The organism is Pleurocapsa sp. PCC 7327, assembly GCF_000317025.1.
In the GTDB taxonomy this organism is placed as follows: Bacteria; Cyanobacteriota; Cyanobacteriia; order Cyanobacteriales; family Microcystaceae; genus Hydrococcus.
This window is the reverse complement of sequence record NC_019689.1, coordinates 2,884,208-2,910,296: the sequence shown is the minus strand read 5'-3', so window position 1 is coordinate 2,910,296 and position 26,089 is coordinate 2,884,208. Positions and strand designations below refer to the sequence as shown.

Annotated in this window: 26 protein-coding genes and 1 pseudogene; 10 read left to right on the top strand and 17 right to left on the bottom strand. The window is 44.4% G+C overall.

The annotated features are described in order from the left end of the window. The first annotated feature begins 177 nt into the window (after nucleotides 1-177). On the top strand, nucleotides 178-744 hold the full coding sequence (gene def, locus PLE7327_RS12970; protein WP_015144283.1) for a peptide deformylase: 567 nt from the start codon (nucleotides 178-180) through the stop codon (nucleotides 742-744). Between the two features lie 11 nt (nucleotides 745-755). Beyond that, nucleotides 756-953 (top strand): hypothetical protein, encoded by a 198-nt coding sequence (locus PLE7327_RS12965; RefSeq protein WP_015144282.1) that lies wholly within the window; start codon nucleotides 756-758, stop codon nucleotides 951-953. Between the two features lie 145 nt (nucleotides 954-1,098). On the opposite strand, the gene pruA is transcribed toward PLE7327_RS12965, so the two are convergent. Then, nucleotides 1,099-4,077, bottom strand: coding sequence for an L-glutamate gamma-semialdehyde dehydrogenase (gene pruA / locus PLE7327_RS12960; protein WP_015144281.1), 2,979 nt, complete (start codon nucleotides 4,075-4,077; stop codon nucleotides 1,099-1,101). A 595-nt stretch (nucleotides 4,078-4,672) separates the two neighbouring features. Further along, nucleotides 4,673-5,599 (bottom strand): ornithine carbamoyltransferase, encoded by a 927-nt coding sequence (gene argF, locus PLE7327_RS12955; protein WP_015144280.1) that lies wholly within the window; start codon nucleotides 5,597-5,599, stop codon nucleotides 4,673-4,675. A gap of 322 nt (nucleotides 5,600-5,921) precedes the next feature. Here argF and PLE7327_RS12950 point away from each other — a divergent pair, with 322 nt between their 5' ends. Beyond that, the gene (locus PLE7327_RS12950; RefSeq protein ID WP_015144279.1) at nucleotides 5,922-7,043 is read left to right on the top strand and encodes a site-2 protease family protein; all 1,122 of its coding nucleotides are present in this window, start codon (nucleotides 5,922-5,924) and stop codon (nucleotides 7,041-7,043) included. A 45-nt stretch (nucleotides 7,044-7,088) separates the two neighbouring features. Here PLE7327_RS12950 and PLE7327_RS12945 read toward each other — a convergent pair whose 3' ends face one another. Then, nucleotides 7,089-7,868, bottom strand: a complete 780-nt coding sequence (locus PLE7327_RS12945; RefSeq protein ID WP_015144278.1) for an MBL fold metallo-hydrolase — start codon at nucleotides 7,866-7,868, stop codon at nucleotides 7,089-7,091. A gap of 170 nt (nucleotides 7,869-8,038) precedes the next feature. Between PLE7327_RS12945 and PLE7327_RS12940 the strand changes: the two genes are divergently transcribed. Both PLE7327_RS12940 and PLE7327_RS12935 read left to right on the top strand, forming a co-directional pair. Further along, nucleotides 8,039-8,248, top strand: coding sequence for a hypothetical protein (locus PLE7327_RS12940; RefSeq protein WP_015144277.1), 210 nt, complete (start codon nucleotides 8,039-8,041; stop codon nucleotides 8,246-8,248). Nucleotides 8,249-8,295: 47 nt separating this feature from the next. Continuing rightward, nucleotides 8,296-9,249, top strand: coding sequence for an NAD(P)-dependent alcohol dehydrogenase (locus PLE7327_RS12935; RefSeq protein WP_041392114.1), 954 nt, complete (start codon nucleotides 8,296-8,298; stop codon nucleotides 9,247-9,249). Nucleotides 9,250-9,257: 8 nt separating this feature from the next. Here the strand turns inward: PLE7327_RS12935 and PLE7327_RS12930 are convergent, their stop codons facing one another. Together PLE7327_RS12930 and PLE7327_RS12925 are read right to left on the bottom strand one after the other, a co-directional pair. Next, on the bottom strand, nucleotides 9,258-9,923 hold the full coding sequence (locus PLE7327_RS12930) for a DUF4335 domain-containing protein (RefSeq protein WP_015144275.1): 666 nt from the start codon (nucleotides 9,921-9,923) through the stop codon (nucleotides 9,258-9,260). Beyond that, the gene (locus PLE7327_RS12925) at nucleotides 9,920-10,549 is read right to left on the bottom strand and encodes a DUF3038 domain-containing protein (RefSeq protein ID WP_015144274.1); all 630 of its coding nucleotides are present in this window, start codon (nucleotides 10,547-10,549) and stop codon (nucleotides 9,920-9,922) included. The genes PLE7327_RS12930 and PLE7327_RS12925 overlap by 4 nt, the downstream gene beginning before the upstream one ends. Nucleotides 10,550-10,616: 67 nt before the next feature. On the opposite strand from PLE7327_RS12925, the gene PLE7327_RS12920 reads away from it, so the two are divergent. The 3 genes from PLE7327_RS12920 (at nucleotide 10,617) to PLE7327_RS12910 (ending at nucleotide 12,731) form a co-directional block, all read left to right on the top strand. Next, nucleotides 10,617-11,135, top strand: coding sequence for an adenine phosphoribosyltransferase (locus tag PLE7327_RS12920; RefSeq protein WP_015144273.1), 519 nt, complete (start codon nucleotides 10,617-10,619; stop codon nucleotides 11,133-11,135). A 77-nt stretch (nucleotides 11,136-11,212) separates the two neighbouring features. Further along, nucleotides 11,213-12,271 carry an ABC transporter permease gene (locus PLE7327_RS12915; RefSeq protein ID WP_015144272.1) on the top strand — a complete coding sequence of 353 codons (1,059 nt, stop codon included), beginning with the start codon at nucleotides 11,213-11,215 and terminating at the stop codon, nucleotides 12,269-12,271. Between the two features lie 166 nt (nucleotides 12,272-12,437). Further along, nucleotides 12,438-12,731 (top strand): hypothetical protein, encoded by a 294-nt coding sequence (locus PLE7327_RS12910; protein ID WP_015144271.1) that lies wholly within the window; start codon nucleotides 12,438-12,440, stop codon nucleotides 12,729-12,731. A 179-nt stretch (nucleotides 12,732-12,910) separates the two neighbouring features. Here the strand turns inward: PLE7327_RS12910 and PLE7327_RS12905 are convergent, their stop codons facing one another. From PLE7327_RS12905 to PLE7327_RS12850, 12 genes and pseudogenes are all read right to left on the bottom strand, one after another. Beyond that, on the bottom strand, nucleotides 12,911-14,080 hold the full coding sequence (locus PLE7327_RS12905; protein ID WP_015144270.1) for a SpoIIE family protein phosphatase: 1,170 nt from the start codon (nucleotides 14,078-14,080) through the stop codon (nucleotides 12,911-12,913). A gap of 10 nt (nucleotides 14,081-14,090) precedes the next feature. Beyond that, nucleotides 14,091-14,600 carry a PAS domain-containing protein gene (locus tag PLE7327_RS12900; protein WP_015144269.1) on the bottom strand — a complete coding sequence of 170 codons (510 nt, stop codon included), beginning with the start codon at nucleotides 14,598-14,600 and terminating at the stop codon, nucleotides 14,091-14,093. Next, nucleotides 14,587-14,874, bottom strand: coding sequence for a (2Fe-2S) ferredoxin domain-containing protein (locus PLE7327_RS12895; RefSeq protein WP_015144268.1), 288 nt, complete (start codon nucleotides 14,872-14,874; stop codon nucleotides 14,587-14,589). Before PLE7327_RS12895 ends, PLE7327_RS12900 begins: the two co-directional genes overlap by 14 nt. A 55-nt stretch (nucleotides 14,875-14,929) precedes the next feature. After that, the gene (locus tag PLE7327_RS12890) at nucleotides 14,930-16,354 is read right to left on the bottom strand and encodes a Ni/Fe hydrogenase subunit alpha (RefSeq protein WP_015144267.1); all 1,425 of its coding nucleotides are present in this window, start codon (nucleotides 16,352-16,354) and stop codon (nucleotides 14,930-14,932) included. 74 nt (nucleotides 16,355-16,428) lie between these two features. Next, a complete protein-coding gene (locus PLE7327_RS12885; RefSeq protein WP_015144266.1) occupies nucleotides 16,429-16,977 on the bottom strand; it encodes a coenzyme F420-reducing hydrogenase subunit gamma in 549 nt (182 codons plus the stop codon). Nucleotides 16,978-17,024: 47 nt separating this feature from the next. Further along, nucleotides 17,025-18,470: an NAD(P)/FAD-dependent oxidoreductase gene (locus PLE7327_RS12880; protein ID WP_041393251.1), complete on the bottom strand. Its 1,446-nt coding sequence runs from the start codon at nucleotides 18,468-18,470 to the stop codon at nucleotides 17,025-17,027. Between the two features lie 10 nt (nucleotides 18,471-18,480). Further along, entirely contained in the window at nucleotides 18,481-19,197 is a 717-nt protein-coding gene (gene hoxU, locus PLE7327_RS12875; protein ID WP_015144264.1) for a bidirectional hydrogenase complex protein HoxU, read from the bottom strand. Nucleotides 19,198-19,395: 198 nt separating this feature from the next. Further along, nucleotides 19,396-19,803, bottom strand: a complete 408-nt coding sequence (locus PLE7327_RS12870; protein ID WP_015144263.1) for a hypothetical protein — start codon at nucleotides 19,801-19,803, stop codon at nucleotides 19,396-19,398. 110 nt (nucleotides 19,804-19,913) lie between these two features. Next, nucleotides 19,914-21,533, bottom strand: a complete 1,620-nt coding sequence (locus tag PLE7327_RS12865) for a NuoF family protein (protein ID WP_015144262.1) — start codon at nucleotides 21,531-21,533, stop codon at nucleotides 19,914-19,916. Nucleotides 21,534-21,581: 48 nt separating this feature from the next. Continuing rightward, nucleotides 21,582-22,130 carry a bidirectional hydrogenase complex protein HoxE gene (gene hoxE / locus PLE7327_RS12860; protein ID WP_015144261.1) on the bottom strand — a complete coding sequence of 183 codons (549 nt, stop codon included), beginning with the start codon at nucleotides 22,128-22,130 and terminating at the stop codon, nucleotides 21,582-21,584. 83 nt (nucleotides 22,131-22,213) lie between these two features. Then, nucleotides 22,214-22,996: pseudogene (locus tag PLE7327_RS26590) on the bottom strand (phosphoenolpyruvate carboxykinase (ATP)); the annotation flags it as partial. Between the two features lie 570 nt (nucleotides 22,997-23,566). Next, nucleotides 23,567-24,022 (bottom strand): DUF2996 domain-containing protein, encoded by a 456-nt coding sequence (locus tag PLE7327_RS12850; RefSeq protein ID WP_015144260.1) that lies wholly within the window; start codon nucleotides 24,020-24,022, stop codon nucleotides 23,567-23,569. 199 nt (nucleotides 24,023-24,221) lie between these two features. Here PLE7327_RS12850 and PLE7327_RS12845 point away from each other — a divergent pair, with 199 nt between their 5' ends. Then, nucleotides 24,222-25,415: a Coenzyme F420 hydrogenase/dehydrogenase, beta subunit C-terminal domain gene (locus PLE7327_RS12845; RefSeq protein ID WP_015144259.1), complete on the top strand. Its 1,194-nt coding sequence runs from the start codon at nucleotides 24,222-24,224 to the stop codon at nucleotides 25,413-25,415. 55 nt (nucleotides 25,416-25,470) lie between these two features. Continuing rightward, nucleotides 25,471-26,058, top strand: coding sequence for a ParA family protein (locus PLE7327_RS12840; RefSeq protein ID WP_015144258.1), 588 nt, complete (start codon nucleotides 25,471-25,473; stop codon nucleotides 26,056-26,058). Nucleotides 26,059-26,089: the final 31 nt, after the last annotated feature.

Genomic DNA, 26,089 nt, shown 5'->3' with positions numbered 1-26,089 from the left:
GCCCAATTCATGAAAATCTAAATCGATCGCTCACCAGTTTTTATTCACAGATAGCCATTTTTGTCAATACCAAGCCTTGCGATCGGCAAACCCCTAAAACCGGAAGATCCAATCCCTGTTAATATTAGTTAAAATTGAAAAAAATATAGCCATAACTATTGCTAGATAGGTCAGTTCATGACTTCAGGAATCGCTGTAGAGAAAAAAAAGTTAGAAAAACCCCCTTTAAAAATTCATTATTTGGGCGATCGCGTCCTGCGCCAGCCTGCTAAGCGCATTGCTAAGGTAGACGACAGCGTGCGGCAACTCGCCAAAGAAATGCTGCAAACCATGTATAGCTCTAACGGCGTCGGTTTGGCAGCTCCTCAAGTCGGCATTCACAAACAATTAATCGTTATCGACTGCGAACCAGATAATCCCGCCAATCCTCCTCTGGTTTTAATTAACCCGCAAATTACCAGCTACGGGAGCGAATTGTGCGACTTTGAAGAGGGGTGTTTGAGCATTCCCGGCGTGTATATGGATGTCACTCGTCCAGAAACGATTGAAGTCTCGTTTAAGGACGAACAGGGACGACCTCGCAAGCTTAAAGCATCGGGATTTCTTGCTCGCGTCATCCAACACGAAATGGATCACCTCGAAGGAGTTCTGTTTGTCGATCGCGTCGAAAATAGCTTAGCATTGACAGAAGAATTGAAGAAGAACGGCTTTTCGCTTGGGGCGGTTAAGTCTATCTCGCACTAGGAGTAATAACAGTGACACCGAAAAGCGGCGTATTTTTATTGGGTTCTTGTATTGCAGCGATCGCTGGAGTGGGTTCGGTCTTTGAACTGTCTTCAGGAACGCCAGAACTAGGAAATGTCACGACCGGAATTATTCTAGCGGCGAGCATTCCTTTAACCGGATTGTTCTTTTGGGTGGCTGTTCGAGACACGAGAGCTAATCTGAAATAAAAGTTACCGAAAAGCGTTGTTGAATGCCTCTATCTTTTCAGCCGGTGAGAGGGCGCTTAAAGTGCCGGATTTACTTCGGCACCAAGTCCCCCATGAAAACGAGCAAGCGTTCAGTTCGTTATCTACCCTACCAGTTCGGTTTAACTTATTCTGCTCCCTCGATCGGCGCAAATCCCTGACGTTGGATATTCTCAGTAATATGGCGTGGTTCGAGGAATTGCAGTAAGTAATCGGGACCTCCGGCTTTAGAACCGACTCCAGAGAGTTTAAACCCGCCAAAGGGCTGTCTGGCGACGATCGCGCCCGTAATCGTTCGGTTAATATACAAGTTGCCGACTTCAAATTCCTCGCCAGCCCGTTTAATGTGGTCGGGAGTGCGAGAATATAAACCACCCGTGAGGGCGTAATCGGTTCCGTTAGCAACCTTTAATGCCTCATTAAAATCTTTTACCCGTATTAGTGCGACTACGGGCCCAAAAATCTCTTCTTGGGCAATAATTGCCGTGGGAGAAACATGGGTAAAGATAGTAGGACCGACGAAATAGCCGTTTTCGGGAGAATCCATTTCTAGGGCAACTTCGGCTTCCTGTTTGCCTTTGGCAATGTAGTCCCGAATGCGCTCGCGTGCAGTTGCGTCGATAACTGGACCAACTTGGGTGCTGGGTAAATCTGCCGCACCGATATTGAGCGATCGCGTGGCTTCGACAAACCGTTCCACAAAGGCATCGTATACGGAATCGAGAACGATAACCCGCGAACAAGCCGAACATTTTTGCCCGCTATAGCCAAACGCCGATTGCACCACGCCAGCTACCGCTTGGTCGAGATCGGCACTTTCATCGACGATAATGGCGTTTTTCCCGCCCATCTCGGCTATGACTCGTTTGAGATGTTTTTGTCCGGGTTGGAGTATGGATGCGTCGGCATAGATACGACAGCCTACCTCCCGCGATCCCGTGAAGGCGATTAAATGAATGTCGGGATGCTTCACCATGTAAGCGCCTACTTGAGAACCTTTGCCAGGGACAAATTGAAAAACTCCTTTAGGAATTCCTGCTTCTAGGAGGATTTCGGTTATTTTAGCGGCAATGACGGAGGAAGTTTCGGCGGGTTTGAGTAAGGTACAATTGCCAGCGACCAATGCAGCTACCGTCATTCCTGTAGCAATGGCGATGGGGAAATTCCAAGGAGAAATGACCACGGCAACGCCTCGCGGTTGATAAAGGTAGCGGTTAGTTTCTCCGGCAACGTCAAAATTGTGCCCCAGATCCAACCGTTCCATTTCTTTGGCATAGTAGCGGCAGAAATCGATCGCTTCCGAGACTTCCGCATCGGCTTGTTGCAAGACTTTTCCCACTTCTAAGCAGATCCAAGCGCTCAATTCGTGGCGACGTTGTTCCATTATTTGAGCGGCTTTGCGCAAAATTCCTGCTCGCACTCTAACAGGAGTCTTCTTCCAGGCGGGGAAAGCAGCTTTTGCCGCCTCTATCGCACTTTCGGCTTGTTCGACAGAAATTAAGCCAATTTTGCCGACAATCTCGCTGGGATTCGACGGATTGACCGAATCGATCGCTGTCTCAGTTTGGACATATTCCCCATTAATCAGAGGTAAATAGGTTTTCCCCAAGGAATTGCGAACTTTAACTAAAGCTTGTTTGGCTGCCTCGCGCAATTCGGCGTTAGCATAATCCGTATCGGGTGCGCCAGGGAAAGTCTCTTCGTCTTTCCGTCTTTCCGTCCCCCCCTCTCTAAAGACGGGTGGGGCGATCAATTCTTCAACGGGACGTTCTTCCAGACTTTGTTTGAGGAAAGAACTGTTTGCCGTATTCTCCAGCAAGCGGCGAATCAAGTATGCCATGCCAGGAAGAAGTTTTCCGTAGGGTGCATAGACTCGTACTCGATGACCGCGTTTGATTAAAGCTTGTGCCAAGCGATCGCCCATTCCGTAGAGAACTTGCATCTCGAAGCGACGACGAGGAATTTGGAGAGTTTCGGCAATGGCACAGGCTAATGCCTGCGATCGCACGTTATGGCTGCCGAGCGCCGCATATAAATATTCGTGGTTTTCTAGCAATAACTGGGCTAAACGCTCGAAATTAGCATCAGTAGCAGCTTTCTCGTTGTATACTGGCTGCTGCCAATGACGCTGGAGGGATTTAATCGTTTCTTGATCCCAGTATGCCCCTTTGACTAAGCGAACCGTTACCGGGTTGCCCCGTTTCTTTGCCCATTCGATGACATCTTTTAAATCTTGTTCCGAGTCGCGTAAATAGGCTTGTATGGTAATTCCGATATCGGTACGGGTGCGAAACTCCTCTTCGAGTAACAATTCTTTGAGAATGGCAAGGGTCAAATCTTTGTAGACATATTGTTCCATGTCGAAGTGAACCGCTACCCCTAATTCCTTGGCGCGACGGAGAAGGATGCGAATGCGATCGCAAACTTTTTCCTGACTTCCCTCTGGATCGATAGGATCGAATTGGGAGTAAAAAGCTGTTAATTTCACGGACACTTGAACTTTTGGGAGCGGTTCTCCGTCTGCTTCGTCAATTTCTGGCACTTTCGACCATCTTTGCGCTTCCTGGGCTAGTTGTTCCATCAAATCCAGATAGCCTTGCAGATAGGCTTTCGCTTCTGCCTCTGTAATGACGGCTTCTCCGAGTAAGTCGATGGTAAACGCCATCTTTTCTCTACGCAGGCGATCGATAGTCTTAATAACCTGTGGAACGGTCTCCCCAGCAATATATTTAAAAGCTAGTGCTTCTACTGCTTTGCTAATCGTTGCGGCTGCTAATTGAGCCGGAGCAGAATTGGGATCGGTGAAATTGAGTATGCCTTTCAGTGCCGACGGAAGTTCTACCGATTCTTCTCCTAAGTACTGTTGCATGTGGCGGGCGATTTCGGCATTACTGCGCAAAGCCGGCAAACAGTCGATGAAGCGAAATAGTTGAACCCGCAAGCCAGGATTGCTCATTGCCCAGTCGAGAAGTTTATCGTCCCAGCGCATTTGGTCGCGTACCTGTGCCCAGAGAGAACGCCTCTCCCGCGTCGATGCTAAAAGCTGTCTGGCGATCTCTTGAGTTTTCGCTTCATAAGCTTGATTAGAATTTACTTGAATAACCACAGTTAATTAACTCCAATTCCGAGCGAGGCTTTTTAGTAAGGCTGACTAGGTTATTAGAATGTTCGATCTTTGATGTTTTAATCTAAGAAGCTCAAATATATTAATTTTAGCATTTAGAGCCATCGAAAAATTGACAATTGCAAATGGACAATTCCTAAGAAATTATATTTATTTACGGGATTGACTTTATATTAGTGCTGATTGTTAATTAAAGTAATTTTTTTCTTTAAAATCATAGAAAATTTCATTGTCAATAACAATTTATTCTATTTTGATTAAAGTTAGAAATAGAACCAGAATAAGCGTTCTAATCGAGTAGTGAGTGCAAAAGAGCTGTTACTCTTTTGGGCGCTTCGCGTCTTGAAAAGCAATAGTTGTGAGCTTCGTATTGCTATAGAAGAATAATTAAAGCGATCGCATTTCTCGTCCTAAATCTAAAAAAATCGCCCTCACCCCCAACCCCTCTCCCAGAGCGGGAGAAGGGCTTTCAACTTAAGACTTTTGCCTGAAGTCCTTTCGCTCCTTGTGGGAGAAGGGATTTCAGGGGTGCATCGCGATTCGCCCTTGCAAATAATTCCAAACCAACCAAATAGTATTATTCAATTCCCAACAAGCTAACTAACAAAGCTTTTTGGGCGTGCATGCGGTTTTCTGCCTCATCCCATACCCGCGATTGCTTGCCTTCAATGACAGCTTCAGTAATTTCCTCTCCTCGATGGGCAGGCAAACAGTGCAGTACGATCGCATCCGAATCCGCATGAGCGAGAATTTCTTCGTTAACTTGGTAAGGTTGAAACATGGGAATTCTCGACTCAGCTGAAGCTTCTTGTCCCATACTTGCCCAAACGTCAGTATAAACCACTTGCGATCCTTTCACTGCCTCAATGGGGTCTTCAGTAATGATAATTTCCGCCCCGTCTACTGCCAATTGCCTTGCCTTTTCTACAATAGCGGGTTCTGGTTTATGTGCCTCTGGGGTAGCTATGCGAATTTTCATGCCCATTAAGGCACCGCCGAGAATGAAGGAATGGGCGACATTATTGCCATCGCCGAGAAAAGTTGCCGTAACGCCTGAAATCTTGCCAAAACATTCTTGAATCGTCAATAAATCCGCTAGAATTTGACAGGGATGCTCTAGATCGCTCAAGGCATTAATAATCGGAATTTGGGCATAGCGAGCAAACTCTTCCAAGTCGGTTTGCTTGAAGGTTCGCACTGCCAAAATATCGATATAGCGATCTAAAACCCTTGCTGTGTCTGAGATAGGTTCGCCCCTGCCAACTTGAGTGAGGTTGGGATTGAGATCGATGACTTGACCGCCAAGTTGGTGCATGGCAACGGTAAAAGACACGCGAGTGCGAGTAGAAGCTTTGTAAAATAATAATCCTAAGATTTTGTTACAAACAGGCGATCGATTTCCACTTTTCAGGTCGGCGGCGAGTTGCAACAAATCTTTAATTTCTGCCGCGCTCAAGTCTGCTATACCTAAAATATCTCTGCCTTTTAAGTCTTTAATCCCCATTTCTTTTCTCTCAACCCTTTTTTTCTTGGCAATAGAGTAGTAGAAACTTTTAATTATACAAGCATTAACTCTCGATTCGAGGGAGCTTCTCGAATAATTAAGCTTGGATTTACAATCTTGCCTTTTAATCTTTTTAAATTAAATCAATAACTTTCTTCTCTTACCTAACCGAACTTTTTTGGACGGTTTTTACTAAAATAGCTAAACTTAATTGCTTTTAACACTTCGTTACAATTTAAACAGAAGCCAATAACAAATTCAGCCGTCTTCGGAATTCATACTGCGGGCGGGTTCAAAATTCAAAATTTTCAGAGGTTATCTCATGAATGGCAACATTCGCGTCGGCAATTTATTTGGGATTCCTTTTTATGTGAATCCTTCCTGGTTTTTTGTCCTGGGCTTAGTAACTTTGAGTTACGGGGGAGAACTAACATCATTTCCTCAACTCACAGGAATAACACCCTGGATTCTAGGATTTGTTGCCGCACTGTTATTATTTGCTTCTGTGGTATTCCACGAACTAGGACATAGTTTCGTTGCGATCGCTCAAGGAATTAAAGTTAGATCGATTACTTTATTTCTCTTTGGCGGATTGGCAACGTTAGAGAAGGAATCGAATAGTCCCTTGCAAGCTTTCTTAGTCGCGATCGCAGGACCAGTTGTTAGTCTATTTCTGTTCGGTCTATTTACAATTCTCGCCAACAACTTATCTCTGCCCTCTCCCGTAGAAGCGATCGTTTACTTACTCGCTTCAATTAATTTAATCTTGGGATTATTTAACCTAATTCCTGGCTTACCCCTAGATGGAGGCAACGTTCTTAAAGCGATCGTTTGGCAGATTACAGGAAACCCTAATAAAGGTATTATCTTTGCCAGTAGAGTCGGTCAATTCTTTGGTTGGCTAGCCGTAATTTTAGGCGGACTATCTATCTTAGGACTGAGCCAATTTGGTAGTTTTTGGACGCTATTAATTGGTTTATTTCTATTACAAAATGCTGGTTTCTCCGCTCAATCGGCTAGAATTCAAGAAACTTTAAGTCAATACACGGCTCAAGATGCCGTTATCCCTAATAGTCCAATTGTCCCTGCTACCTTAACGCTGCGGGACTTTGCCAATGATTATGTCATTGGACAGAACCAGTGGAAAAAGTTTTTAGTAACTAACGAAGCCGGACAATTATTAGGAGAACTTGCCGTCGATGACCTGAAAAAAGTTCCCACTTCTAAATGGACAGAAGTTCGAGTTAGCGAACTCATTCAACCATCACGAGCAATGGAAATGATTAGCGCCGATCGCTCTCTATTAGAAGTCGTTAAACTACTAGAACAGAAAAATCTACAACAGCTAACGGTTGTTGGTGAAAATGGCGTTGTTGTTGGACTTTTGGAGAAAACATCAATTGTTAATTTCCTGCAACAACAAGCCCAAGCTAAAGCAGCTTGACGAACTGGGTGGTGGTGGGTTGCGTTTCGCCAACCCACCCAACGATCAAAGGCTAACAGCCCTTTTTTCTAACTCTACTTCAAATGCTTCGCCCGGTTTTGGTTCGATCGCCCGCGTCGAGAGGTTATTTTTGGCAAGCAAAGCACGAAATGTTTCGACGCTTCCTTCAGCACGAAGCACGGACATCAGCAATCCTTCAAAGGTTATGTCACCTCCTGCTGCTGTTGGCACGATGACTTGAGGTTGCAACCATTTACATACTTCCAAGGCACTCTGTTGTCCCTTAATGACCGAACCTAGAAGCGGGATTTTTAGATCGATAATCGGGGTAATAACGACATCGACAGGTGCATTCTCTTTGAGAGAAGGAGAATGATAGCCGTGAGGTTCGTAATAGATTGTTTGACCGTTTTCTAGATCTTTTAGCAAATAGCCATTTTCAACTAACTGCGGTCCGATAGGAGAACCGGGAACGGCTTTGATTTCTAATTGATTGGCAAAGGTAAAAGTTTCTCCATGGGCTAAAGCCGTTACCTGTACGTATCCTAACTCTCGAACTACCCTAGCTGCATTGGGAGAAGCAACGACGGGAATATTGCGATCGAGTAGTTTGAGTGTCGGAGGATGGGCGTGATCTTCTAATCCTTGGGACAGTAGAATCAAATCGATCTTTTCGGGAATGGGACGAGAGACGTTTTTTTCCCCTTTGAACAGCCACGAGAGATTGCCAAAGACTAGAGAACCAACTAACCAGGGGTCGAGGAGGATGCGTTTTCCAGCCAGTTCGATCAGCCAAGAATTACTGTCGAGCCAAGTTAACTTCATAATCTTCGCCTGTAAATATCTACATTTATTCTAAAGATTGAGCGTAAATCTTTTTCTCGAAGCAATCGAGAAAAAATAAGTATAAATGCTTACAGAAGCTAGCTAGCTATTTGTCAAAATGTAAAAAACTCTTAAGACATGGTTGTAAGATTGAGTGTAAGGAGATTTTTATGGGCGATCGCACCCCAGGTCAAATGACTTGGAAACCTGACGGCGCAACCGATGCGAGTATGCTATATCTACGGCACGATCCCTCAGAAAAATGGCGGCCCTATACGGAGTTTCCCGAATATCTCGTTCCCGATCCGCCCAAATTCGAGTTTTCGGCAGGCTACGCCACCTTTTTAGCGCTGCTCAAGAAACAATGGCAACTTGTATAGAGAAGCCCCTAGGAAAACTTGAGGGAGCGATCGCAACAGGTGAAAGTATGAAAGCAATCATCATTAATCGGTACGGTTCTGCTGATGTCTTACAATACGCAGATGTCGAAAAGCCTTCTCTAAAAAGCGATCGACTGCTAATCAAAATTTATGCCAGTAGCGTCAATCCCATCGATTGGAAAATCAGACAGGGAATGCTTCAATTCCTGACAGGCTATAAATTTCCATTAATTTTAGGGTTTGACGTTTCGGGAGAAGTGGTAGAAGTCGGCGATCGAGTGACAAAATTCAAGCCCGGAGATGCAGTCTATGCCTATCTCGGTTCTATTCCCGGCGGGGCTTATGCTGAATATGTAGCCGTTGCAGAACAGTTTGTTTGCCTCAAACCAAATAACATCACTCACGAACAAGCGGCTGCCGTTCCCCTTGCTGCTACAACTGCCCTACAAGCCCTGCGAGATGCAGGAGAGATAAAAAGAGGTCAAAAAGTTCTCATTAACGGCGCATCGGGCGGTGTAGGGACATTTGCAGTGCAAATTGCTAAGGCATGGGAAACAGAAGTCACGGCAGTTTGTAGCACAAAAAACGTGGAATTGGTAAAAAGCTTAGGCGCAGATCGAGTCATTGATTACACGCAACAAGACTTTACGAAAGAAACTGAAAAATACGACATTATTTTTGATGTGGTGAGCAAACGCTCTTTTTCTGAATGTAAAAATAATCTACTTTCTCAAGGGATTTATATCGCTCTTTTGCCAAGCCCTGACGTTCTTGTGAATAGTTTTTTGACTTCTTTAATTCCAGGGAAAAAAGCGAAATTATTTTTTGCCAAAGCAAGTGGTAAGGACTTGGCTCAATTAAAACAATTAATTGAAGCCGATAAGATTCGCTCCGTTATCGATCGCACTTATCCCTTATCAGAAATAGCTGAGGCTCATCGCTATAGTGAAAGCGGTCGCGCAGTTGGCAAGATTGTCATTACTTTAGAAAGCAATCACTAATAGCCGAACTATGGTGTTGGGGGATTACCAGGAGGAGATGGCTGAGAATTCGGAGTCGTTTGTGTCGGACTTGCTTGGGGTTCGGGTTCGGGTTTGCGAACTTCGGGAATGGGGAGCAAGAAAGCAATAAACCCAGTCAACGCTAATCCCAAGACTCCTAATGTGGCGGGAATGGCTCTTTGGGCGATAGGTTCGTCGGGTTTACGGTAGCGACGAGATAGGGGTTTTAACTCGATCGAGATATCGGGTAAGGTGCGAGTGTCGGCAGCAAATTGATCGACGGCTTCTACAAGATCGAATAACTGCACTGTCGTTAATTCAATTTCGACGGGTTGTTCGTTGGCGTCTTCTGCGGGTTGCCACGTGAGGCGGTGCAGATTAGTTCCTTCAATTTTTTCTAAATAAATGCGATCGCCATTTTCCCGAGAGTCCTGGGGGTGGCGAACTCCGCTGAGACACTCCTGGGCATAGGCACTGACCGCTTTGACTAAATTTTCCAAAAACGTCCGTCCGCCGTGCAGCTTTTTGTTAATGCCAACAAACTGACATTCTGCATTGACCAAAATTGATAGCATTGGTCGTGCATCTGTTGCGTCAGCAGGTGCTGCCTCATTGCTCAATCCTTCTAAAATTAAAGTACAGTTAGGCAAACTATACTGTCGTCGAATGGTCATGCCACCTCTCCGTCAAACAAACTAATCCAAAATCGCTGCATGCCCATCGTACCCGTAAAAAATATTAGCTGATGAAGTAGGGATAGGGCGAGTTCGTTCAATTCGTCTTCCCAACCGAGATAAACAGCTACCTTAGCGCGACGGGGATTCATGCGACTGCGAAAGTGCGAACGAAACTGTTCTAGATACTCCGATAAGAGAAAATGGTTATCTAAGGGCAATCCTTTATCTCGCATTTGTTGTTCGGCAAGCAGTAGGTTGCGGATGGGAACGATGAGTTGTTTGGCTCGATAGCTAGCGATAATGACAAGCGCTTTTGCTTGCTCCAAGGTAAGGCTGTTGCGCAGGTAAGAACGCCGCCAAGGATTCGTGCAACGCAAGCGCCACAGGACGATCCGATTTTTAATAATCCCCTGAAGATCTAACTGTTTAGCCGTTGCTAAAAACTGCTCTGACGCTCCTAATTCCAAAGCTTCGATCGCCAAGAGGATCAGGTCAATTTTTTGCTGAATGCGAATAGCAGATTGCTGCCCTATGATAGGAAAGTCGGGCAGAATATTTAAAATGTGTGGTTTGGCATCAACAGGAGAATTAGAATCGGACATTATAGTTGTAGAAGGACTCATCCTAGAATAGCTTATTGGGAAAATTGTATTTTAGTCATTAGCGATTAATTCGTGAATTAGTGAAATTATGGATCTCAAATCTCTCATTCGAGATATTCCTGACTTTCCGAAGCCGGGAATTACTTTTCGCGATATTACGACCCTGCTTAGCAATCCGGAGGGGTTGCGCTACGCGATCGATACATTAACTCAGAAGTGTAAAGACGCTGGTTTGGTTCCCGATTACATCGTCGGTATGGAATCTCGCGGTTTTATCTTTGGAACGCCGCTAGCCTATACCCTCAATGCTGGATTCGTTCCAGTCCGCAAACCGGGAAAGCTTCCAGCGGCGGTTCATGCCGTTGAATACGAGCTAGAGTATGGAACCGATCGCTTGGAAATCCATCAAGATGCTATAGACGGTCGAAGTCGAGTGCTGATCGTTGACGATCTCATTGCTACTGGTGGAACGGCTAAAGCAACAGCCGATTTACTAGAACAAATTGGCTGCCAGGTCTTGGGATTTAGTTTTATCATCGAGTTAACCGAATTAGAAGGGCGCAAAAAATTGCCAGATGTTCCTATTATTACGTTAGTTCAATATTAGTAGTCAGTAGTTAGTGGTTAGTATGGTAGCGCCAAACAAGCAACAACTAACCAATAACCAATATCCGAACTATTTTTATGGCTTTTACCAAAGTTTCTTCCTTAAAAAATGGATTTAATCATGGATTGTTGAGATTGCGATCGCAATTAACTAGCGAAACCTCGTGCTACGTTTTCAAAAGATTATTGCAGGGACTTTTGACCTTATTTTTAGCTTCTGTTCTCAGTTTTGCGATTATGCAACTCGCCCCTGGCAATTTTCTTGAAACCTTGCAGCTCAATCCGAAAATTTCCCAAGAAACTATTGAGGAATACAAAAGACAGTTTGGTTTAGATAAGCCAGCGATCGTTCAATATTGGTTATGGCTGTTTCGGGTTTTTACGGGCAACTTTGGCACGAGCTTTGTCTATCTTCGCCCCGTGTCTTCCCTTCTTCTAGAACGCATACCAGCTACTTTATTGCTCGCAATAGCATCGATTATCGTGACTTGGACGGTTGCTATTCCCCTAGGAATTCTTGGCGCTGTCAAACAAAACAGTTGGGTAGATAAAATTTTACGAGTAATTAGCTATTTGGGACAGGGCTTTCCCAGTTTTATCACGGCTTTATTATTTTTAATTCTGGCACAAAATCTTTCTCCCTTGTTGCCCGTTGGGGATATGACCAGCCTCTACCACGCCGAGCTAACCCCTTTTGGCAAAGTCGTCGATATCGCTTGGCACATGCTTCTGCCAACACTCGCCCTCAGCATCACTAGCTTTGCAGGATTACAGCGCTTGATGCGAGGACAGTTGCTCGACGTCTTGCGGCAGGATTATATTCAAACAGCACGCGCCAAAGGATTGCCAGAAAATCGAGTCATCTACGTTCATGCCTTACGTAATGCGATCAATCCCCTGATCACTTTACTCGGATTTGAATTTGCTAGTTTGCTGAGCGGCGCATTTATTGCAGAATTTTTCTTTAATTGGCCCGGTTTGGGACGTTTGATATTACAAGCCGTAACGGCAAGAGATCCCTATTTAGTTATGGGCAGTTTGATGATGGGCGCAGCCATGCTAATTATTGGCAATTTGTTAGCTGACTTATTACTAAAAGCAGTCGATCCTCGAATTAAATTAGAAGACCTGAAGTAAGACTGGAGGAGTTTAGGACAAGGGGACGGGGAGAAGGGGTGAGTGGGAGTGTGGGAAGTTTGGGGGACAATTAACGACTAACCAATGACCAATGACAAAGGACAACTGACCAATCTTTACTCCCCAATCCAAAATCTAAAATCCTTTCATCCAAAATCCTAATATTATGTTGTCTCAAACTCACTACCTGATTCGCTCTAGAATTGACGGTCAATATCTTGTAGCTCGTTTGAGAGCAGGCGAGAGTCCTACTGAGGCTAACTATTTATTATTGTTTAAAGAACGTTACGATGCGCTCAGCTATCTTAACACTCATGCTGCGGGCGTTAGCGATCGCTTTTCGGTAGAATCAATCCCGGCTACTCAATTAAAAAGCATCATGCAGCGTTGGGGTTTTAAAGGACTCGGACTCGTTCAAGATCCCCTCGAACCCCAGATTCAGTTTTTAGTTTACGAGTAATCGATAGAATTCTTGCATCGGTCGATATGCAGGGCTATTTCATTCTAGTAGCCAGAGAAGAAATTCTCTGTCTAAGAGGCTAAAGTCCGTCTTATAGGACTTAATATTTGGGGACAAGAAATTTATTTCTTGGTGAAATCAACTCAGAATCAAATAAATAACCCTGGATCGATATGGCTTTAACAATATTCTATCATTACTTCTTTTTGATATTTTTCTCGTAAAAACTTGACTAAATCTTCGATTAAGCTTCTGCGAATCGAAATATTTTTCGGAAGCAAAGGATTTTGATAAAATTCATTGATCTTTTGACCGACTAAAAACAAAATTGCATCTGCTTGCAAAATTTCCTTCGCCAGTAAATAAGCTCCATTATTATCAAACTTTAAACGAGCAATATCGCCTTCGCATCGTTTAATATATTGAGTGGCTTTTGAGATAGTTAAAATTCCTTCCGTGACCAAATCTACGCAACTTAACATTCCTATTGGAGGTAAATCTTTACGAATTGTCGAGAGATCCATTTCAATTGTTTCGCCTAAATAATTGGCGACGATATTTCCCGTTGTTCCTCCACAAATAACCTTTCTACCCTCAAAGTTTAATAGCCTGTCTACATAGATTTCATCTTTATCCTCATTGAGGGGAGGTCCAGTAAAAATCATCAATGGATTTCGCTTTCTAACGTACACTCCAACAAAAGTTGCATCGTCACCAATTTGTCCGTGATAAAGAGAGTAAGTTTGGCGAATGACATCTTGAACGATGGTTCTTGCTGTGTGCGATCGCTGCAACAAAACCCCTTCAATATATTTAGCAATACTGTCCCAACCCCAACCAAAATTTAATTCTATTCCCATCCCTGCGTAGAGGACTCCATCGCTAATGGCACCTAAGAAATCTCCTCTTTCTAAATACCCTTCTGCTACTATAATTTTTCGATCTAAAATTTTTTCTGTTTTTGTTTCTAATTCGACGACTTTACCTTGATGAAAATATAAAAAGGGTGGGTTATCAAAGTTAATAATAGTAAAGTGATTAGTTTCGCTATTGATTTGAATAATTGTAAAAGTAGAATAAGCAATTTTTCTAACTTGGCAAATAGGTAGGGTTGCGATCGCGGTTTTGAGGACTTCTTCTAAAGGAACGTCCGCATTCAACATTGTAATTAGAATTTCTGTCGTTAGGGTAGCAAGAATATTCGCTTTAACACCGCTTCCTAAACCATCCGATAAGACAATTGTCGTTTTCTTATCGGTTTTAAGATATTTAACTTTGTCCCCACAAAGTTCCTCACCTTTTTTGTTTAAACTCTGTTGATAGATATCTAAAAAATTATCAACTTTCATCTCTCTTCAATTACAGATTTTCAGTTTCTAGCATCTGAATAACTTGCAATAAACTCACTTTCGTTTCTGCGGTTGTTTCTCCTAATAATCCCGCAATTTCCTGAACAACTTTCATCTGTTTATCCACAACTTGATTGACTTTTTTAACTGTTTCAATTTTGATTTTACTTAATTCCTTGATTCGATCTATTTCATGGGTCGTGTCTACCATGATGCTAGCGACAACTCCTTCATCTTCGATGGGAAAAATCACTTCTCTGACATAAATATTATGCCGAGGATAATATTTAGATTGCCCTCGAATAATTTCTCCATTTTCCCAAACTTTTTGAAAATCTTTAACATCATCCAAAATAACTGAGGCAGGCTGACCGATAATATCCTCGGACTTGACATTAAACATTTTGCAAAAGGCTGGATTGACTAGCTTGACATACAAATCTGCATCGACAACAATCAAGCCATTAGGATCGTATTCCCACAATAATTGCCACAAATTATTTTGATTAGCTTCTAACACGACCTACCTCAGATAATGACTTTTGAATCGCCGGTAAAATTTCTGCAATAAATTTCGCTTCAACATTTTGAGGACTGATGTTGATAAAGTGCAAATCTTGAAACTTCATGACGATTCCATAGCTACAAGTCTCCAGACAAAAAGATCCTTTTAACTCGATTTTATCTTCGAGTTCGTACTCACCAAGTAAAGCTAACAGTTTGGGTAAAACTTCATAAACTCCCATTTGGTGGCAAGCAGAACCCATACAGAGAAAAAGATTTTCTTTGATCATGATTTTTTCTCCTCTTTATTGTTAGTTAGTGGTTCTTTCTACTAACTACTAACTCTTAATCTCGATAAACTTCTTTTAATACCCTTCCATCAGATCCAATCAATTGAATCTGTAACGGCATTTGACCTACCGCGTGGGTAGAACAACTCAAACAAGGATCGAAGGCACGAATTCCCGCTTCCACTCGATTGAGCATCCCTTCAGGAATTTCTGTGCCATGGATATAATACTTGGCAATTTGAGTTACAGTTTTGTTCATTGCCAGGTTGTTTTGTCCGGTGGCAATAATCAGGTTGACTTTTTTAATCAAACCGTTCTCGTCGATTTGATAATGGTGGAACAGCGTTCCTCTGGGCGCTTCGCTGACACCGATGCCTTCGAGTTGATTAATTCCAGCCGTGGCGCGGGTGCGATTGGAAGTAATATCGGGATCGTCGATTAGTTGGGAAATTCGCTCTAAACAGCCTAAGATTTCCACTAGCCGGGCATAGTGATAGAAGAATGAGGAAGTAGCAACGCCGCCAGCGCGATCTCGATACTCTATCAATTCCTTATCCGCTTCTGGCGTACCGAAATGGGAGCAAACGTTGAGTCGTGCCAAAGGACCAACTCGATAGATGCCGTCGGGATAGCCTAATGGCTTGTAGTAGGGGAATTTCAGATACGACCAGTTTTCCACGGCTTCCCCTAAAAAGTCTTGATAATCATCTTCGCATAAACCATCGGCGACGATATTCCCTTCGCTGTCGGTAAAGCGGAGATGACCGCCGTAGTGATCCCATTCGCCGTTTTTGCCGACTAATCCCATATACAGGGAAGGGAATTTGCCAAATGCTTCGACTTCGGTCGCAAAGCGATCGAGTAGGTTTTTAAACAAATCGAGTGCCATCCTGATAGTAGCAAAAGACTCCGGCAAGCGATCGCGTATCCACTCCCGTCCTTCTTGTGAAAGGGGAGTACGCACCCCGCCAGGAACCGCCCAAGCGGCATGAATTTTCCTTGCTCCCAACAACTCGATTACCGTCTGTCCGAACTGGCGCAAGCGAATTCCTGCCCTTGCTAACTCCGGATCGGAGCCAATTAAACCAAATATATTACGTTTTGCCGGATCGCTATCCCATCCCAAAAGAAAATCGGGACTGCTGAGATGGAAAAAAGAAAGGGCATGAGATTGAGTAATTTGTCCCAAATTCATCAACCGCCGCAGCTTTTCTCCCGCAGAGGGAACTTTAACCGCCAGCAGTTTATCGCCTGTTTTTGCCGAAGCGAGTAAGTGACTCACCGGACAGATGCCGCAAATGCGGGCAGTAATGCCAGCCATTTCGGGGAAAGGTCTTCCTTCGCAGAACTTTTCAAATCCCCGATATTCAACGACATGAAAGCGGGCATCATCTACTTCGCCTGCATCGTTTAAGTAGATAGAAATCTTCGCGTGACCTTCTATGCGCGTGACTGGATCGATGACTACTATTTTAGACATGATTTCCTCCAGTGTTAGTTGTTAGTTGTTAGTTGTTAGTTGTTATTGGGGAATATCCTACTAACTACTAACCATTAACCAAACTTAATCATTTCTCGTCCCTCCATTTTGGGTTTTTCTCCCCGCAATAAGGGTTCGAGGGTTGCCTTGATGCGAGGGGCATCGGGCGGGCATCCCGGCATAAAAATATCTACGGGGACGACTTCGTGAACGGGTAAAACTTTATCTAATAATTCGGGAACGATTCCCGGTTCGTGGGGGAGTTGGGGTTTGAGGTCGGCTAGTTCTATGTAGCCTCTTTGAAGTACGGGATCGGCTCCCTTCAAGATATTTCGCATTGCTGGAACGTTAGCAGTAACGGCGCAATCGCCAAAGGAAACGAGGGTTTTTGTCCGCGCCCTAACTTTGCGAATCAGTTCCAAATTGTCTTCGTTTGCCACGCCTCCCTCAACTAAGCAAATATCCACGCCTTCGGGATATTCTTTGAGGTCGCAACCGACGGGACTGTAGACAACATCAACGTGGTTAGCCAGTTCGAGCAACCATTCGTCCAAGTCGAGAAACGACATATGACAGCCCGAACATCCTGCTAGCCAAACTGTAGCAAATTTGCTCTTGTTCATAATAGTTTATAGCTAAGTCAAAAATGTCTTGAAAAATTGTAGAAAACTTAAGCTAAATTGCCGATTGATTGCTGTAGTTTGCGACTATAAACCATCTCGCTATAGTCCTCCCATTGTTGTTGTGACCAGACGTGATTTTTCATCGTAGCCTCTTGAATTTTCATCATAAAAGGACGGCGAATTTGCTCGTATTTACTAAACTCATTAAAGATTGTTTTTTCATCATCTAAAGCCTTATTATCAATAATTTTAGCGATCGCAGTTGCGATTAAAGCTGCATCCTCAAACCCTTGATTGACTCCTTGTGCGGCAAAAGGAGGCATTCCATGAGCCGCATCTCCTACTAAAACGATTCGCCCACTACTCCAAATAGGTTTAGAATCAATGGAAATATTTGCCGGATGGATATAATAAGGGCGAGAAAATAAATTTTTAGGAACTGATAAATTCACTAAACGAGTAAAAATAGGCGGAACATTAGCTTTTTCTAAAACATTTACTGCCAACTCAATCTTTTCTTTTGCTGATTTATTAAGTAATGAATCTAAGCTTAAAGGAGCATGAAGCAAATAACCGAGTGTATTCTCTTGTTGGCGAATTAAAATTATTCGCGGTTGCTCTAAATACTGAGAATCGGAATTAATCGGAGCGTTGGACAACGTGATTATGCGATCGCCTTGAAAATACTTACTCTCTAATTCTTGGATAATCTCATCGGGTACGTTGTCAATTTGCAAACAACCAATGGCAGAAAAATCAGAATATTGAGGTTTTGCCCATTGGCTTAAATCCGAATGATTATAAAGTACCTGCCGAATCGTAGAATTAATTCCATCCGCCCCTATCACTAACTTAGCTCGAAAATTCTTCTGAGTCGAATCTAAAGTAAATTTCTGTGTAGAATTAATCTCGATTGGTTCCGATTTGTGCATTTCCCAATGAGCGAAAGGATTAGTGGCAGGTGCGCGATCGCCAGCACAAGATATTTGCGTCCATGTACCGTCTTGAGTCACATTAACGCAACGATGATTAGCTCGGACAATTTCTTGGGGCAGTAAATTTCTTAGAATAGTTTGTAAGTCAAACCAAGTAAGGAAAACTCGTCCTTCACCATAACGATTAAACCAAGTTTCAAAATCTAAAGGAATCGAGCGAAGAATTTTTCCTTGTAAGTTTTTGTGATTCCATGCTCTTTTGTGAGAGAGTTTTTCCGGTTCGATCGCGCTAGCTTTATCGTCGGGATTGTTATGACTGGGAGGGTTAAGAAACTTTCCCCCTGCCTCCTTAACCCGCATATAAGCCAGCTCGTCTATGTATTTTAGTGCTTTTAAGCCGTTGGGCAAAAGATCGACCCCTTGCCCAACGCGCCGAAACTCACTCGTGCGATCGATTACCAGTATATTTTTTATACCATGTCGATACAGGGCGATCGCGGTTGCCAATCCTACTGGGCCAGCACCAACAATCAAAACATCATATAAGTTGGTAGTCATGCTACTTTTTTTAACGTATCCACTGCTGTTTTTCTCTGGCATTGACCAGAAATTCGAGTTTGGCGCGATCGCGTTCTTTTTCTGCCGTGGTGGTTCCTTTGCGAAAGATTGCCCCCGTCGGACAGGCATCGACGCACTTGCCGCAAGAGGTACAAGCGCTTACCTCGCCCCAGGGCTGATTTAGCCCGGAAATAATGTAAGCAGCCGCACCGCGTTGTCCTACATCCCAAACATGTGCCCCTTCGATTTCGTCGCAGACGCGAACGCAGCGGGTGCAGAGGATGCAACGGTTGTGGTCGATGCCAAACTGCGGGTGAGAGATGTCAACGCCGCGATTGGGAAAGCGATAGGGAAAACGCGTATGATCCATTCCCACTTGAATAGCAACGTCCTGAAGTTCGCAATTGCCATTAGCGATACAAATAGAGCAAACGTGATTGCCTTCGGCAAAGAGCAATTCTACTGCCATGCGCCGATATTCTTGCAATTTTGGGGTATTGGTACGCACTACCATCTCTTCTGCTACTTTAGTAACGCAAGATGGCAAGAGTTTATTGGTGCCTTCTATTTCTACCAGACACAACCGACAAGCCCCCACATCGGAAACCCCGTCTAAATGGCAAAGGGTAGGAATGGGAATGCCCGCCTCTTTTGCTGCTTCTAAAATGGTAGCTCCATCTTCTATAGCGACGGGTTTATCGTCAATGGTTAAAGTTTTGACAGACATAATTAGTAATTCACGATTAATTTTTATCTAAAAAAATTTCTGCGTTCATTTGCGTAGCTTAGGTCTTACGCTTTCTTTGCCTCTAAAACTTTTCGTTTTCTACTCTAAATTTAACTCTCTATTCATGTTGCTAATCCGTTATTTTTTAAAGTTTTAAGATTGGTGGTTTTCGGGGTATCAGTGGGTACTCTACTTATCTTATAAACGATTGAGCAACCATGCTATTGTTATAGGTGCGATCGCTTCACTTATCAATACCAACAACCATAATCTTCCCTGCCAAATTCGATAATCAGCCAGCAATATTTCCCAAGAAGTTTTTAAGACATAGTGACCGAAAACGAATTCAAATAAGATGGTCAAACTTACCCAAAAACAACCTAAAAATAGGGCGTTAGCCAACCAAAGATCGCCTCTAGTTTGCCCAGCATATAGCCAAGCAAAAAGAAAAATAACAGGTAAAAAAGATAGCGTTTTATAGACATGAGTTCTATAATCGCCCCAGCGAGGGGCAATATAAATATCACCTAGATAGCCGTTAGTAACAGCGATAGCAAGCATTCCTATCCATAACCCTAAAGCCAGCGGGTAATTAATCGCTTCCATTTCTAATCTTCTTCCGATAACAGAGGTAGGTAGTGCGATCGTCTCGCTCGCGCGAGCAAGATGCTCGCACTACAATTGATATTTAAATTGGTGGCTCTGCTTATCAAGAACTAATGACTCACTAATATTCTCCCGTTTGGACTTTCTTGCCCAATCAAATCTAAATACTCTTCCTTGAAATAGCGCAGCGTACTCAAGACTGGATTGGGGGCACTGATTCCCAAACCGCACAGACTGGTATCCCTGACCATGTAACAGAGGGCTTCTAGTTTTTCCAAATCTGCCATGGTTGCCTCTCTCTTCAATATCTTGGTCAACAGACCATAGAGTTGTACCGTTCCCGTGCGACAGGGGACGCACTTGCCGCAGGTTTCCCCGCGACAGAATTCCATATAAAATTGGGCGACTTCTACCATGCTGGTGCTTTTATCCATGACCACCATCCCGCCAGATCCCATCATCGAACCGACTTTGGTTAGGGAGTCGTAGTCTACAGGCGTATCGAGTAAGGAAGCGGGAATGCAGCCGCCAGAGGGACCGCCCGTTTGTACGGCTTTGACTTCGCCATCGGGAACACCGCCGCCCATGTCTTCGACGATTTCCCGCAGGGTAATCCCCATCGGCACTTCGATCAGACCGTTGTTGCGAATTTTCCCGGTGAGAGCAAAGATTTTGGTGCCTTTGCTTTTTTCGGTGCCGATGCTGGCATACCAGTCTGCCCCTTCTCGGATGATGGCGCTAATGTTAGCGAAGGTTTCAACGTTATTGATGAGAGTAGGACAGCCCCACAAACCGGATTCGGCGGGATAGGGCGGACGGGGGACTGGGTTGCCTCGTTTGCCCTCAACTGACTGGATCAGGGCAGTTTCTTCGCCGCAGACAAACGCGCCCGCCCCGATGCGGATGTCGATCTTGAAATCAAAGGGGGAATCGAAGACTTGACTGCCGAGAATTCCGTATTTCCTAGCTTGCTGGATGGCTTTTTGCAGTCTTTGGATGGCGAGGGGATATTCGGCGCGAACGTAGATAAAGCCATGGTTAGCACCGACGGCATATCCCGCGATCGCCATTCCCTCTAATACCAAGTGGGGATCGCTTTCCAAGACGCTGCGATCCATAAAAGCACCGGGATCGCCTTCATCTCCGTTGCAGATGACATATTTTTGCTCTCCAGGCATTTTTGCCACGGTTGCCCACTTTAAGCCCGTGGGATAGCCGCCGCCGCCGCGCCCTCGCAGCCCGCTTTTACTAATTTCTTCTACCACTTGAGGGGGGGACATTTCGTAGAGTGCTTTGTAGAGAGATTGATAGCCTCCAACCGCGATATATTCTTCGATGCGTTCGGGATCGATCTTGCCGCTATGTTTCCTGACGATCCGCATTTGGCGGGCAAAAAAGGGATGTTGGGAGTCGCCTTTAACTGCTTGTGCCTCTCCTCCGTTGAGAGCGGCAACGATGCTAGGTGCATCTTCTGGGATGACTTCTTCGTAGAGGGTGTCTTCTGGATCGATTTGCACCAAAGGTCCACGCCCGCAAAATCCCATACAGCCTACACCGACGACTTCAACGCGAGCGCTCAACCCCGTTTCTTCTACCGCATTTTCTAGATTCCGCTTCACTGCCAGGGAATTGGCGGCTTGACAACCCGTCGAAGTACAGCAATGTACTCGAATGCTTTTTTGTCTTTCCCGTTCTGCTTTGGCCACTTCTAATAGTTCGCTCAAATCCATAATTAATGTTCTCCTGTGATAGCGCCAGACAGTTGCGATCGCAAGAATTTAAGAAGCTTTAGACTGCCAAGCTTTGATTTTGTCGAGTACCATCTCTGGCTCTTGTTTCCCGGCAACAGCGCCATCAAACACGACTGCTGGGGCGATGCCGCATGCCCCAATACAGCGCGCTGCCATCAGAGAGACTTCCCCGTCTGGCGTGGTCTCGCCAATGCTAATGCCGAGTTCTTTCTCCAGTGCTGCCACGATCTTGCCGCTCCCTTTGACGTAGCAAGCCGTTCCCAGGCAGACGACGCAGCTATGAGCGCCGCTGGGTTTGAGCGAAAAGAGATGGTAAAAGGTTGCCACGCCATAAACGCGACTCAACGGCAATTTCAACTGTCGCGCCACGTACTCCAGCACCTCTGGTTCTAGGTAGCCAAAGGATTCCTGCGCCTTATGCAACACTTCAATTAAGGAATCCTGGCGATAATGGTGGCGCTTCATGGTGATGTCTAGCGCTTTTAAACGTTTGTCTGCCTGTTTATCGCTCTTAGGATTGGCTTTTTTTTCACTTGGCGATTCCTTAACTTTTTGTTCGGTCGTAACGGTTTGCATCGTTGTTAATCCCTTTTGCCTTTTTTATGGGTGCCAAGCTTTGCGCTCCCAGGAAGGACGGTTCGCGAACCGCCTCACTGCATTTATTGAACCTTCGGACTTGCTTGGACAATTTCTGGACTTGCGGTAGTAAACTTTTGGAAATTCTCGACAAACCTTTTAGCTAATTCTCGCGCTTGTTGCTCGTAAGCTTCTGGATCGTTCCAAGTATTTTTAGGATTGAGAATTTTACTGGGTACTTCCGGTACGGTTTCTGGGAGGGAAAAAACACTGACCAAAACACGCGGAGAAAGTGACTTGGGGTTCGCTAATGCCTCGCTCTGTTCCCGCTAGCTTGCTCGTGTAACCAGAGAGGAAATGATACATCGCCTGCGCTTTGGCGAGTTTGGCAATGAGAGGCAGAACGCCAAAAGCATCGGCGGTCAGGAAGATAACGGTTTTGGGATGGTCGCTGCTCCTCGATCGCGAACAGTTGGGAATAATGGATAGGCAGCGCGAGTATTTTCTGTCAGGCGATCGTCGTCGTATTCGGGAATGCAAGTCTCTGGGTCTAGAATAACATTTTCTAGCAGCGCTCCAAAACGAAGCGCCGACCAAATTTGGGGTTCGTTTTCGGCGCTCAGGCGAATGGTTTTGGCATAACAACCCCCTTCAAAGTTAAAGATCCCGTCTTCCGACCAACCATGTTCGTCATCGCCAATCAAGCTACAATTAGGGTCGGCAGACAGAGTGGTTTTTCCCGTCCCAGACAGACCAAAAAATAGAGCGGAGCGACCTTGCTGGTCGCTATTAGCCGCGCGGTGCATTGGCAATATATTCCGCTTGGTCATGAGGTAGTTAAGCATGGAAAAGATGGACTTCTTCATTAATTAATTTGTTAAAAAAGCTTGACTTTTAGGTCTTCTTAAAAATTGGCAAGGTTCGATTACAGTCTTGAAATACTTTTTTGCTTTTTCTATCAATTCAAGTCTAGATTGAATCTTTTATCCAAGTAAAAATTTTAAGGAAAAGGAAAGGATTGGGAGATAGCTATAAACCAAGCAGGATTGCTATCGCGTCTTAGTTTTAATGTCCGATGAGTACATTTTCCCCGAACCTGCTTCAGCAATAAATATGTTTTTTAGTAAATTTTTTGAACGAGCGATCGCGAAGAAAATAAAAAGGTTTAAAAATTTAATTTAAGTTAATTTAAGTTCGAGCTTGGTTCAAAATAGAAAAAAGGATAGAGATATTTTCCTGGTTGACTGACAAATCTTTGTCCCCTCATCCCTAAATCCCTTCTCCCACAAGGGGCGAAGGGACTTCAGTCCAAAGTTTTGAGTTGAAAGCCCCTCTCCCGCTCTGGGAGAGGGGTTGGGGCGAGGCCATGGCTTTGCCATACCCCTACCAATTGCAGACTTCGTAGTCGGTTAAAATTGCCGTGTCTATCTTCTGTCTTAATTTCTAGTAAGCCACTTTTGACCGTTAAGGCGCTGCAATGTGTACATGAGCAATAAATCTAAAGTCACTTTGCGCTCGTCTATCATAAACGACTCAATGATGCTGGGGCGAACGCCATTGGTGCTACAAGAAAAGGCTTTTTTGCCGTTGATATCTTCGTCTAGAAAGTAAAGATTAAACTGACGCTTTCCGTTTTGCCATTTGCCGATGACTTGCCAGCACTGCTCGTTTACTCCCGCTATAGGCAGCGGTTCCCTGGCAAACTTTAGCTCCACATCCTCAAGTCCTAGCTTAGCCAAAGTTTCTTTGAGAGCAGGAACGAAGTGCCGCTCCATAAATTCGGTAAAAGGCTTATCCTCAATGGCGGGTTCTTTCGGCTTTTTCGCTGCTGCGGGTTTTGCTGCGGCAGCAGGCTTTTTGGTTTCTGGAGTGGGGGTGGTTTCTTCTGCCATAATCTTTGAAAATGCGATCGCTATTTAATTCCCTCTAGAATATATCCTACAAGCTGAAGCTTTGCGCTGTTGGAGATATTGGCTTTCTTCATAACTAATACAACCTCGTTACATTCCTTTAAACTCCTTAGCTTTGTGTCTCGATTCTGCTTTAATCTGAAAAATTGTTAGATAAAATTCGTTAACAAACCCTATATAGATGACCTCGGTTGCACCTCACAAAAAAGCCAGAGCGCTCAAACCCAACAGTCGCCGCCCCGCTAAGGAACTCTGTAGCGAATGCGGACTGTGCGATACCTACTACATTCATTACGTTAAAGAAGCCTGCGCTTTTCTCAACCAACAAATCGCCGAACTCGAAGCGGAAGCCCACGGACGCAGCCGCAATTTAGATAACCAAGACGACTGGTACTTCGGCGTGCATCAAGACATGATGGCAGCCAGGAAAAAGCAACCCATCGAAGGAGCGCAATGGACGGGGATTGTCAGTACCATCGCCTGCGAAATGCTAAATCGCGGCATCGTAGAAGGGGTAGTCTGCATTCAAAATACCACAGAAGACCGCTTTCAACCCAAGCCAGTCCTCGCCAAAACTCCAGAAGAAGTTCTTGCTGCCAAAGTTAATAAACCAACCCTTTCCCCCAATCTTTCCGTCCTCGAAGAAATAGAAAAATCGGGCATGAAGCGGTTGCTAGTCATCGGGGTCGGTTGCCAAATTCAAGCATTGCGGACGGTTGAAAAAGAATTGGGGCTAGAAAAACTCTACGTGTTGGGAACGCCCTGCGTCGATAACGTAACCCGTGCTGGCTTGCAAAAATTTCTCGATACGACGAGTAAATCTCCCGATACCGTCGTGCATTACGAATTTATGCAAGACTTTAAAGTGCATTTTAAACACGAAGATGGCTCGATCGAAAAAGTGCCTTTTTTTGGACTCAAAACCAATCAATTGAAAGACGTTTTTGCCCCTTCTTGCATGAGTTGCTTTGATTATGTCAACTCGTTAGCCGACTTAGTTGTAGGCTATATGGGCGCACCTTTTGGCTGGCAATGGATTGTCGTGCGCAATGAAAAAGGACGGGAAATGTTGGAGTTAGCGAGAGAGCAACTCGATACCCAACCCGTCATGTCAAAAGGAGATAGAAAACAGGCAGTACAACAGAGCATTCCCGCTTATGATAAAGGAGTAACGCTGCCGATGTGGGCGGCAAAATTAATGGGAGTTGTTATCGAAAAAATAGGTCCCAAAGGATTAGAATATGCCCGCTTTTCCATCGATTCCCATTTCACTCGGAATTATCTGTATGTAAAGCGGAACTATCCAGAAAAATTAGAGTCTCACCTACCAGAATTTGCCAAGCGCATTGTCGGACAGTATAAGTTACCTGAGTAAATTTTAGAGCATTACTAATTTCGACTTCTATCTTCTAACTTCTCACTTTCTTGCCATGATTATCGCAATTACTGCCCTCAAAGGTGGGGTGGGCAAAACAACAACTGCTATACATTTAGCTGCCTACTTTCAGCAAAAAGCTCCGACTCTATTAATCGATGCCGATCGCAACCGTTCGGCGTTAGTTTGGTCAAAAGAAGATAAATTGCCCTTCTACGTCGCTTCTCAAGCAGGTTCTACCAGCTTAGTCAAAAAATATACTCACATCGTCATCGATACGCAAGCCAGACCGGAAATTGAAGACCTAAAAGACTTGGCATCGGCAAGCGATTTGCTAATTATTCCCACGACTCCCAATCATTTAGATTTAGATACCACGGTCAAAACCGTCGAGGTATTAGAATCTCTACAGGCCAATTTTAAGGTGCTTCTAACCCAGGTAGACTCTCGCACCAAAAGCGGACGCGAAGCCAGAGAATTTATTAAAGAACATCACCTACCCGCGTTTAAGACCGATATTCCTCATCTCGTTGCCTTTGAAAGAGCGCCTGAGAGAGGAGTTATTATTAAAGACTATCCCGATCCGCGATCGCAAGTGGGTTGGTCTAGCTATGTCGCTGTCGCACGGGAAATCCTATCATAAATTGTCTATAAAAAATGGCAAATTTTATAAA